The sequence below is a fragment of the Bradyrhizobium elkanii WSM2783 genome, assembly GCF_000472865.1.
Taxonomy (GTDB): Bacteria; Pseudomonadota; Alphaproteobacteria; order Rhizobiales; family Xanthobacteraceae; genus Bradyrhizobium; species Bradyrhizobium elkanii_A.
Genome location: NZ_AXAP01000151.1, coordinates 1 through 9,956 on the forward strand (window position 1 = coordinate 1; position 9,956 = coordinate 9,956).

Genomic DNA, 9,956 nt, shown 5'->3' on the forward strand with positions numbered 1-9,956 from the left:
CGGTTGAAATGGACACAATATGCTCGCTTCGGGATCGAGGAGGATGCCATGCCCGAAGCACCAAGCGACATTGATTATACGGTTGATGTAAGCAGACACGAGACGATGCTCCGTGCGAACACACCCAANGGAGAGGAATTTCTCGGCGGCGCTGACCTTACAATGTCCAATGAGGAAGCGCATACATTCATACANGATGCCCGCGCAGCAGGGCTGAGGGTCAAATCGTTTTTCTAGCAGCTTCGCAAACAGACGCTCGGCTTCGTCGATATTTTCAAGGCTTCGGAAAGTGAAAGTAACCGGCCCCGGCGGCCCGCGCGTTAGTCGGGGCTGTCTATCGTTAGAGCAACAACGCCAGGACCACGCACGCCGCGGCAATGCACATCGCCAGTACGAATATCACTATGACCATATCGCCTCGGTCGGGTTGGCAGCCGAACCATGCAATGTTACCGCAGTGGGAACTGCTGATCGCCCTGCGCTCGCGATCAGCCCATGCTCCCCGGCATGAAGCATCTGACGCCAACGGAAGCGCCGTTCAGATAGTAGGGCCAGACCATCGCGCGACCAGCGCGGTTCGGTCCATCCACGACCGCGTCGTTCGGAACATCAACCCACTCGCCATCAATGCGCACGCGATAGTGACCATCCTTAGTTTCCCAATCTGGGTCATCAACGCGCTTCGCATCACTGCCATCGCAGCAGGGCCCTTTGCCGCTGTGCAAGCTCTCATACCAACTGNTCAACTCAGGGTGCTGATAATCGTGGGCGCGGGCGTGACCGATTGTAGAAATCGGCGGCAGGACGGCGAATACAATAAGTGTTGCATGCCAAATGTGATTGTTCATCTCACACCCAATCCCGGAATCTCTCTGTGCAGTCAGGAAATTCATCCATCCGCATCAACATGCGAGGGTTTCTCAGCTCGCCGCTGGTAGTCGTCAGCGAGGGCCTTAAGCTGAGCCGCAATCGCTGAGTCGGTCATGGTGGTTTTGGCGGCGCGGAGCAAAGTCTGTGCTATCTCTAAATATTCCTTGTCTCGTCGTGAGTTCTGGGCCGTCATCAAGCCCTCGTGCGGTTCTCGGGCAGCTGGCCGAAGGCGATTTGGAGCCAGCTCACCCAATTGCGGTCACTTTCCCNGCGAGTTCTGAAGCGATCGACGCACTTCTTGGAACAAAGCGGGGTTCGCCACGAGTAGTGCCGGACGAGACCAAACTTGCCATCACACACTGCGCATCGCGCGGCACTGCCAGATCTAAGATTATCGGAGCAATGGGGCATCGTAGTCTCCTCTTGGTACTATCGTCGCTGTTCGTCGATCATCCTTTTCCACCGTCGCACTGCATGGGCCTGTGCGCTTTTCCTACGCGTGCAACTTAGGACGATCGCGGTCAGCCGCTCAATTGAACGTAGGTAATGCGCCGGCCATCCAAAGCGGCCAGGGAATGATACGAAGGTTTAGGGAGCGCGCCCCTAAAGCCGACCACTTCCGCAACGGGTCATTTTCGACCGAGTCAGCGGGTCTTGCCTATCAATTGATGTCCGCTTCACTCCAAGAGCGACTAGAGCGCATTGCAGCGAAGTGACGCCATGGGCCAGTAAGCGCGGCGAGGCGCTGAGCAGGCCGACACTGGGGTGGCCTCACTCGACATCCTGCCCAGGGAACGGCTCTTGTGTCTTGTGGCCGAGGAACGTGTCAGGCATCGGCTGCCGGAGCAGTTCAAGCGACTGGCGCAACAGTTCGCGCGTCTGCTCGATTGTTTGGCGGAAATACTGTTCGAGCCGAAAACGGGACGGCGTGCGCTGATCCATGAAGCGCTCTCTCGCTGTGCAGGCGGGAGTGCGAGGCCATAATTGGACACTCGTTGTTGCTTGGGCGCATTGATGCGAACTTCCGCAAGAATGGCGTGCCCGAAAAGTGCTATGTGATGAGCCGCACGACGATCAGGACGTTAAACCGCGTTGGGATCGATCCGGAGACCGGGCGCGAATGTCGTCCGCTCACGCCTCAAATCCTCGAAAAAATCGAAGAATACAGAAGCGGCCATCGCCCCAAGCAGGTCATCTCGAACGATCCGACTTTTGGAACCCGTCGTTTGGTATTTCAAGAATGATCGCGGTCAGATCGAATTATTTGATCTAATGGGCTTTCACCCGCAGACTGGGGAGCTGATACCGATCACCCGCGAGGTCGCTCAAGTATGGAAGCAACAAGCTGCCAAGGTGGTTCGTCGCGTAGCCCCTTCGCCCAGTTGCGTCATGGACGTCGCCGACCGCAGCACCGACACTCGTCCGCGCAAATACCTTGCGGCGCAGCTACGGAACAGCATTCCACCCGAGAAATTCGCGGAACGAAACGGCTGGTCAGTCTTTCTCTGGCTTTTGGGAGCTGCCCAATGACTTCTAAGACCGTGGAAGGCGCGTGTGCGTTCGCTTGGCGGAACTACTTGCTGCTGCACAGCGGTATCAACGAGAACGATAGCAGGCGCTCGGCCCTCTATCGCTACGTCAGTAATCTTCGTGACACTGGCGAATATCATTTCGATCTATTGCAAATAGCGGCAGTCGCTTACTTGAAAAAATTGGACGAATTGCATGACGACCGAGGTGCGAGACAAGCGGCCGATCAGGCTTTGGCCGAGCGTTTAGAATTGCGCGGTGCACGCCCCAACGGTTAGCTTTGGCCCGCAACACCAAAAGCAGAAGGAGGGATTAGCATGGCAGATAACAACTCTAACGCAAACCTTCTCGGGCGCGGCCCACGAAGGCGCATCACCGCAGCGACAGCAATCGGCATGAATGCCTTGAAACCAATTATGCACTTTCAGGTGTCAATGCTGAGGATGTGGGCCGACAGCATCGAGAGGTTCGCGGGCAATTACGAAAAGGGGTTGGAAGAAACCGCGACTATTGTTGAGGAACAGTTAGACAAGGAACGCGCCGCGTAATCAACGCGAATGGCCAACGGCCTAAGGGAAGTCGCTTACAGGTGCAGACGCTGACGTGGCTTCTTATTGCCGAGCCAAACTGAATTGGCCTCACTCGTCGTTCTGCTTAGGAAACGGCTCTTGTGTCTTCCGGCCGAGAAACGTGTCAGGTCTCGGCTGCCTCAGCAGTTCAAGCGACTGGCGCAACTGTTCGTGCGTCAGCTTGATTGTTTGGCGGAAATGACGTTCGATCGACAAACGAGGCGGCCTGCGGCGCTGATCCATGAAGCGCTCCCTGGCTGGGCAGGCGGAAGCGCGACTGGTCTCTCAGCCACCGACGCCTACGGGCGGAGCCTCGGCCGGTGATGCGCGACAACAACTCAGGGACCTTCGGTTCCTAACGAACTTACGCCAGCGGAACCGGCATCAATCCATGTTAGTTATAGAAGCATGGTCGATGCCCAGGATGCCGGTGAAAAGCTATTCGCCCGTGCCGCCGCAGCTATCGAGGAGGCCGAGCGGCTGATTGCCGAAAACAGGGCGTGGCACGCCGAACTTATTTAGAGGCTGAGATGAAGAGCCGCCATGACGACGTTCCATCCGCACAGCCTGACGCTCTGTTCTCCGCTGGGTTTTCCGGAGAAGAAGCGAACCCATCTGCCGTTCCCCAGCGAGAACGTTCCGCGCGCCTCAGGCGCTTTTGCAGGTCGGCTGCCGATGCCTTGTCGAAGCCGTGGTCGACCTTGCCGGCATAGATCAGGTCATCGCCCTTGCGCCGGCCAAGATAGATGCCGTCCCATTCTCCGTTGTCCAGGGCGAAGCCGGCGATGGTCAGGGTTTCTTGCTGCGCGCACGGCTTCTTCACCCAATTGCGACCGCGGCCCGAAACATAGGGGCTATTGGCGACCTTCGACACGACGCCTTCATAGCCGACCTTGCAGGCGTGCTCGAACATCGCACGGCCGTCGACCTCGAAGCTCTCGCTGAACTGGACGTCGGTCCCGGCGACAAGTTTCTTCAGAGCCGCCTTTCGTGTGGAGAGCGGCAGCTTCCGCAAGTCGTGGCCATTGAGGTAGAGAAGGTCAAAGACGATAAGGACGATCTTTTTCGAGCGGCCCTTCAGCTCGTTCTGTAGCACCGAAAAATCCGTGATGCCGTCCGCGGCGGGCGCGACCACTTCACCATCGATGATCGCGCTGCTGGCGGGGATGTGCCAGGCGTCGTCGGCGATCTTGCGGAAGCGATGCGTCCAGTCGTGGCCGCGCCGGGTAAAGATCTTGACGGCCTCATTGGCGATATGGGTCTGGACGCGATAGCCGTCGAATTTGATCTCGTGAATCCATCTGGCGCCGGTCGGCACCCGCTCGATCTCGGTGGCGAGCGCCGGCTCGATGAAACCGGGGTAGGGAGCTTTCATGCCGATCGCTGGCGGCTTTTTACGCTGATACACCACTCGACACTCCAACGGCGAAGCCTGAATCAAACGAGGCTGGCTCAGTTCGTTCCGGCTACCGGCGCCGTGGGGGGAACTATGCAATTGGGTCCCGCGTTGCGCCAGCACACTCAGGGAGGCCAGAATGGCAAAGGCAAAGAAACATACTGCACGCGGTCGAAAACAGGATCGGGCCCGAGTAGCCGCGGGCCAGCGGCACGAGGTCAGCTACGAGTCGAAAAAGACGGGCCGATCGGCGTCCGCAGTCAAGAAAGCGGTGAAGAAGGTCGGCAATAGCCGACGGAAAGTAGAGCGACGGCTCGCGCGTTAGCACCGCCCAATGAGGAGATGGACTCGTGCCCAAGGAAAATGACCTGGAGGGGATCCAAGACCGGGGCGGCAAACACGGTGGTCAGGCGGGCATGCCCAAGTCGCCTCCACGCCCCAGCACGACCGACGAGGATAAAGATGTCATCCGAAAAGATGCTGATGGGGGCAAGAAACGCGAGTGTCCGGGGTAGCCAATTTCATCGACGAACTGGCGATGTCTCAACCAGGGTGACGGCGAGCTAAAGGCGCGGATAAGGTGACCGGCCAACTTGCATAGGTCGGCCGATCACGCCTATTAAACGACAGGAACACCAGCACAACGTTATCGACGGATTTCATCGCGCTGCTGCGCGGCATAGATATGCGGCGCATGGATAAGGTTGTCCTCAAGCCGATGGCTATCAAATGTCGCGCCGCAAGCGCATCGCATTAGGCTGTTGGGTTTCTGAGACGGCATCCTTTCGCCGCGTCCCCACATAGCATACTTGCACGCGTGCCAATCGCGATCATCGCGGCATGCCTGGAAATCGGCTTCGGTGCGGCGGGCCAGCAGAGCCTGCCAGGCGGCCTCGAATTCAAGGCGAGCCGCTTCGAAGTTCTCGGCGCTACCGTATCGATGCTCGCCCGGCTCCGTCCCTGGGTAGAAACCGCAATTCCAATCCCATTTGTGCTCGTCGTTAGGGCCGCCGGCGCGCGCGCAAATCGTGCCGACATGCACGTCCGTGTAGTAAATGCGCCAAGACTCCTGCTGGAGGTTCGGGTCTCGCCGTCGCGTCAGCTCCTTCATTTCTCGTCTCCTGGATAATGCCGCTGGCTAGGAGCGAGTTGGTGCAGCTCTGCGGGCGGCCGCTTGCCAACCTTGGCGCATTTCTGACATCGCAGTCGGCCGGCAAGGTCATGGATGCAAGTAGTGGCAACGTGGGGGAGGTGGTCAGGTCCACGCTCCGCGGCGTCTTGCAGCGCGAGCACTTGATCTCGAGCCAACCGTCCCCACCGTTGATGGCCTGCTCGATGGTGGGTGACGGGTCGATTGGTCCGCCGTCAGCCCACATCCGCTCGTTCCAGCTCTGGCAGGCGAGACTGTCGGCGTCTCGGATCAGCGCCTCACCTGACGCCCGCTTTTCGGCCGCGCGGTCAGCCAGAATTTTGGTCATCGCCCGCGCCTTGGTCAGCTCCTTCGCGAGCGCTTTCCGATCGCCGCCTGACAGAGGGGTAGGGTGATGTTTAGTCGCCATCCGGCTATGATAGACGGGAGAACAGGCCGTGAACAAGAGAATTTGCGGTGAGGAACGGGCTCTTGTCTCGCCCGTTCGACTGATGAACTGGGCGTCTATGAAACGCCTCGGCGCCGGCGTGGGTTCGTCGCCGGTGGGGCTCCGACGAAATTACCCTTCGTCGGGGCCCTTCGTTTTGCTCCGTGTCCAAGCGCCGTGCGTAGAAGCTCTCCGACCGAGACACGCAGCGTTGGAATGATTACGACCCCGGTTTGGGAGACCGTCCTAAACGACTATTAGGAACGTCAAACCGGGCGGTGAATTGAGCTTTGTCGCGGGGCCAATTGGCGCAAGAAGCGAGCGCGCACCAGAGCAGTGGTCATGGCTGACAAGGCTGAGATTTGCCGCACGCGAGCCGAGCACTACCGGCAGCAGGCCGCCAGGACGGTTTGTCCGATAGACAAACAGCAATTGTTACGGCTTTCTGAAGAATGGCTGAGGATCGCGCAGACAAGTACTCTCGGCCCCTCGAGTGAGCAATTAGCTGTGGGCGAAGACCGAAAGCCTCGAGCGGGTGCCGCTCTCAATCCAGAACCGGCCGCGCTCGCTCCCTAACTTTACAGCGCCTATCGAGCTTGGGAGACACCGACCCGGTTTCGGCACTGCAGCCGATGATATTGTGGGACATGATCGCGCACTACAACAGGCGCTATTTCCAAAACGTAGCAAGCGCGATTACAAGCGCCACCCCCAAACAGGCGAAAACAATGATGTGGGGCATATCGCGCTTTTCGCTTGGCGTCATCGGTTCTCCTCGTGCTTAGCCGAACCCGACCCTTCCAATGCTGCGCTTCCTTTCCGTTCCGGCGGCAGACCATGTCTATGCCCGCCTGCGGCAGCATGGACTGGTTAGCAAACATACGTGAGTTGAGCGCCTCGCGCTGGTGATGCAGAGCAAGGCCTCGCTAGGGAACGTTCGCCGGCATCCATTGTTGCGGCCTGATGGGTAACGGTTCGGAGTTTGCTATGATCAATTTCGACGACGTTCTAATCCGATGCCCCCGCTGTGAGGGATGGCCAATGGCCGTGACCAGCGCGGAGGAACACTTGAGTCGTGCGTACCTGACCTATAGATGCCCGCATTGCGGCGCGGAACAGAACGCTTCTCGGGACGAGAGCCGCCTTCGGCCCACAACTCTCGCCGAAGGAGCGCGCCTAGGAACGTTACGCTAAGCCGCACGTGATTTGGCACCTTGCGCTCGCACATCCTCAGGTGAACAATTCCGCGCCCGCCGGCGTGATCTTCACATAGGTGCCGCTCTCGTGCATCCAGAGCCATCCGCGCTGGGTCGCAGGCGTGATCGATGAGCGCCTGCGCAGAGCAGAGCAGGACATCCGCGAGCTCGTGCGCCGGCTGTAACGATCCCTAATGCAGTCTTCAGCTATGGGCCATGAGGAGACATCCCAATGGCGATCATGCTCCTCAGCGTAGCCAAAAGTAATCGCATCCGGCAGAACAGGAGCCCGCTATTCGGCTCAACGATCAATGTCGGAGCTATCGCCGGTCTCGCGTTAAGAATTACCCCTGCCTCTTTAGTTATTACTCTTCACCAACTCGTCTAGTCTGTTGGTATACGTGGACGTGATGCAGGCGGCGTCATCACGACATGCCTCCCTGCGCGTGAACCAGTTCTTTTGTTCGGTCTTGATGGTCTGTTTTTCGGTTTCGGAAACGGACGCAATTTTTGCCGCGTAGGCGGAAGCCATTTGTCGATCTAGAGCGCTGAGATTTCTGCTGCCGCAAATTGTGGATTCTGAAGGAGAGAGCTTGCCAATGCATGCGAAGCTGGGAGCCGATTCAGATGACACGACCGATTCCGATTTGCTCTGCTCAGTGAGAATTTTGAGTGCTAGTCTGGCATTATCAGCTGTCTTTTCATCGCATAACTCAAATCCAGCTGTGCTATATATAGCCTTACTTGATTCATTCTGAGGAATATTAGGATGTTTGCACGATATTGACGGCTGCGCGCGTAAACTGATTGAACACTTTTCGCTTTTGTTGCCTTCGTATGAAATACATTTAGTCTTGCCACTACACTCTACAGTGACGTAATTGGCAAAATCAGGCACTTTCTTAATTACATGAATGTTTTGGAACTGAACGGTATACAGCTTCGTCGTCGATTCTTCGTGGTAAAAGTTGCTCTCATCCCGGTAGTGAGTTGACTCATGAAAGTTTTCACGAAGTTTGAAGGTAGAGCCATCTCCGAGAAACTGATACGTAGTCTTAGCCCCGCCATCTACAGGCGGAAGGTCATTCTTACTACCCGGAGCGAAATACTTCTCAATTTCATGACTCCTTTTCTGCGTCCCGCATTTGAACGCCGCCTGCAACATTTCAAGAGCTGCTACGGTTTTAGAAACAGGAGCGCGATCAGCTTTGTTATCTCCAGCGATATTAAGATTTTCTCCAAATGCAGGAACGGAAGCCATTGCACTCAAAGCTAGAAAAGACAGTCCAATCTTTTTCATTATAATTTCTCGCTTTGATGATTTTCATCTACAAGCCGTACCACCAGTATTACAACCACCTCCAGCTCCACCCGGCCTAGCTGGTGCGGAATATGCAGGAGGTGCGGTAAAAGTAGGAGCAGGGCTACTACGACGTCCCGCGGCCATGCCAGCAGCCATACCATTTAGGAAAGCTCCAGCTGCCGCGGCTGCAGCCGCATCATTTTCTTCCTGCTGAAGTTGATGTTCTCTAATTAACTGCTGCCTTATCTGCTCGCGGCGTATATTATTTAGCCGGATTGCTTCAGCTTCGCGACGCCGTTCTTCTATTTCGCGAGCCTCACGTTCTGCCTGTTCATTCCTTTTCCTCCACGCCTCATCTTTCATATAATCTATTTCATTCTGATCGCGGACTACGGCCTCTCCAGACTTTTTCTTTTGCTCATTAAGCCGACGCGTTAGATCATCATCGGCGCTATCAGAATTATCCGGTATTTTGCTGGTCTTCAGGGGTCGATCTGGTTCCTTGTTCGCGATGGTGCATTTCTCGCGCAGCCAAGTATTGTATTTATAGATGACGTTGTTCGCCTTGGTCACATCATCCAAACATTCATTGCATCTTGGATCGGACGTCACGGCGGCACATAGAGAATTGCACTCTTTAAATGAATGGTTAGCGTATGGTCTTTTATCAATGGGACAGTGATTAGATGCCATGTCGCGCTCCATCTGAGCTACATCAGTTGACACCTCGGCATTTACGGCAGTCGGCGCCGAGCTCAGCGCAAGCAAGAGGATTGGAAACCAGACTAGCCTCATGACAAGGTAAACCCAAACAGATGGTCCAAAGTCTCCAGTTCGACAGTATTTGCCGACAAGAGTCGCGGCGGCGATGAACTTCAACATGAAGTCTCCTCCTCGAAATACGGCGGCATATCTGGGGCGCAGCGCCATCTGAGCGTACAAAAGTTGCTCTTATCGTCCGTCCAGAAATGAACCTGCTGCGGCCGAACGGCACTTTCGGCTCCTATCGACGCCGATGAAAGCAACGACCAAGCCGAATCCATTGCCATCATTTGCGAAAGTGTCTGCTGGCAACGGGGCTCGGACACCAGGGCAGACCTATCTCTGTGCATTCGTTGGCAGGTTGGTTGCGCCAATTCCAGAGACTAGTTGGGCAGCTCCTAAAATCCCGCCTGTTGTTTTGTCTGCGGTGCGGACAGCAAGGTTCAAGCGGCGCCGATGTCAGGTTTGGGTGTGCGCCGTGTAAAGGCGGCGCTTTCCAGTGGGTGCAAGCCCCACCCGGCAAACGCTCCAGCCGGAAGCAATCGGAGCAGTCATGGAGGTAACGAAGTGGCTGAAGCCTTCGATTAGCGTGTCACGAATTGGTGACAGCGCGAGTGTGCAGGCCGTAACGCGAGTGAACGTCGAGCAAGCCTCGAAAAGGACGATGCGCAGGCCGACCCGACGACCCTTTCGGGGAAGGCTGATACGGCTGGGGGGATGAGCGAAGCAGTACGCCCAGCCGCTGCGCCGGGG

13 protein-coding genes and 1 pseudogene are annotated in these 9,956 nt (G+C 56.7%); 5 read left to right on the top strand and 9 right to left on the bottom strand.

Annotation, left to right across the window (positions count from 1 at the left end; genetic code table 11):
- Nucleotides 1–1,641: 1,641 nt before the first annotated feature.
- On the bottom strand, nt 1,642–1,812 hold the full coding sequence (locus tag YY7_RS62470) for a hypothetical protein (protein WP_196237452.1): 171 nt from the start codon (nt 1,810–1,812) through the stop codon (nt 1,642–1,644).
- A gap of 56 nt (nt 1,813–1,868) precedes the next feature.
- Here YY7_RS62470 and YY7_RS0148080 point away from each other — a divergent pair, with 56 nt between their 5' ends.
- Genes YY7_RS0148080 through YY7_RS0148095 form a run of 4 tightly spaced genes read left to right on the top strand, consistent with a single transcriptional unit; the run spans nt 1,869 to nt 2,948 of the window.
- A complete protein-coding gene (locus YY7_RS0148080) occupies nt 1,869–2,114 on the top strand; it encodes a hypothetical protein (RefSeq protein ID WP_028169210.1) in 246 nt (81 codons plus the stop codon).
- Nucleotides 2,083–2,400: a hypothetical protein gene (locus tag YY7_RS0148085; RefSeq protein ID WP_155255661.1), complete on the top strand. Its 318-nt coding sequence runs from the start codon at nt 2,083–2,085 to the stop codon at nt 2,398–2,400. The genes YY7_RS0148080 and YY7_RS0148085 overlap by 32 nt, the downstream gene beginning before the upstream one ends.
- The gene (locus tag YY7_RS0148090; RefSeq protein ID WP_028169212.1) at nt 2,397–2,678 is read left to right on the top strand and encodes a hypothetical protein; all 282 of its coding nucleotides are present in this window, start codon (nt 2,397–2,399) and stop codon (nt 2,676–2,678) included. Before YY7_RS0148085 ends, YY7_RS0148090 begins: the two co-directional genes overlap by 4 nt.
- A gap of 39 nt (nt 2,679–2,717) precedes the next feature.
- Nucleotides 2,718–2,948 carry a hypothetical protein gene (locus YY7_RS0148095; RefSeq protein ID WP_028169213.1) on the top strand — a complete coding sequence of 77 codons (231 nt, stop codon included), beginning with the start codon at nt 2,718–2,720 and terminating at the stop codon, nt 2,946–2,948.
- Between the two features lie 90 nt (nt 2,949–3,038).
- On the opposite strand, the gene YY7_RS61555 is transcribed toward YY7_RS0148095, so the two are convergent.
- Both YY7_RS61555 and ligD read right to left on the bottom strand, forming a co-directional pair.
- Nucleotides 3,039–3,212: a hypothetical protein gene (locus YY7_RS61555; protein WP_155255662.1), complete on the bottom strand. Its 174-nt coding sequence runs from the start codon at nt 3,210–3,212 to the stop codon at nt 3,039–3,041.
- Nucleotides 3,213–3,483: 271 nt separating this feature from the next.
- Nucleotides 3,484–4,380 carry a non-homologous end-joining DNA ligase gene (ligD, locus tag YY7_RS55855; RefSeq protein ID WP_080664201.1) on the bottom strand — a complete coding sequence of 299 codons (897 nt, stop codon included), beginning with the start codon at nt 4,378–4,380 and terminating at the stop codon, nt 3,484–3,486.
- 124 nt (nt 4,381–4,504) lie between these two features.
- Here ligD and YY7_RS59785 point away from each other — a divergent pair, with 124 nt between their 5' ends.
- Nucleotides 4,505–4,690: a DUF3606 domain-containing protein gene (locus tag YY7_RS59785; RefSeq protein ID WP_080664202.1), complete on the top strand. Its 186-nt coding sequence runs from the start codon at nt 4,505–4,507 to the stop codon at nt 4,688–4,690.
- A 321-nt stretch (nt 4,691–5,011) separates the two neighbouring features.
- On the opposite strand, the gene YY7_RS0148110 is transcribed toward YY7_RS59785, so the two are convergent.
- From YY7_RS0148110 to YY7_RS62795, 6 genes and pseudogenes are all read right to left on the bottom strand, one after another.
- A complete protein-coding gene (locus tag YY7_RS0148110; RefSeq protein WP_028169214.1) occupies nt 5,012–5,476 on the bottom strand; it encodes a hypothetical protein in 465 nt (154 codons plus the stop codon).
- Nucleotides 5,473–5,924: pseudogene (locus YY7_RS64185) on the bottom strand (hypothetical protein). Before YY7_RS64185 ends, YY7_RS0148110 begins: the two are co-directional and overlap by 4 nt.
- A 1,248-nt stretch (nt 5,925–7,172) precedes the next feature.
- Complete coding sequence (locus YY7_RS64690) at nt 7,173–7,298, bottom strand: hypothetical protein (protein ID WP_283807060.1); 126 nt, start codon at nt 7,296–7,298, stop codon at nt 7,173–7,175.
- 198 nt (nt 7,299–7,496) lie between these two features.
- Nucleotides 7,497–8,438: a lysozyme inhibitor LprI family protein gene (locus YY7_RS59795; protein ID WP_155255663.1), complete on the bottom strand. Its 942-nt coding sequence runs from the start codon at nt 8,436–8,438 to the stop codon at nt 7,497–7,499.
- Nucleotides 8,439–8,462: 24 nt separating this feature from the next.
- The gene (locus YY7_RS61560; RefSeq protein ID WP_155255664.1) at nt 8,463–9,323 is read right to left on the bottom strand and encodes a hypothetical protein; all 861 of its coding nucleotides are present in this window, start codon (nt 9,321–9,323) and stop codon (nt 8,463–8,465) included.
- A 339-nt stretch (nt 9,324–9,662) separates the two neighbouring features.
- Nucleotides 9,663–9,956 (bottom strand): hypothetical protein (locus YY7_RS62795; protein ID WP_210164760.1); only part of this gene is annotated, 294 nt, incomplete at its 5' end.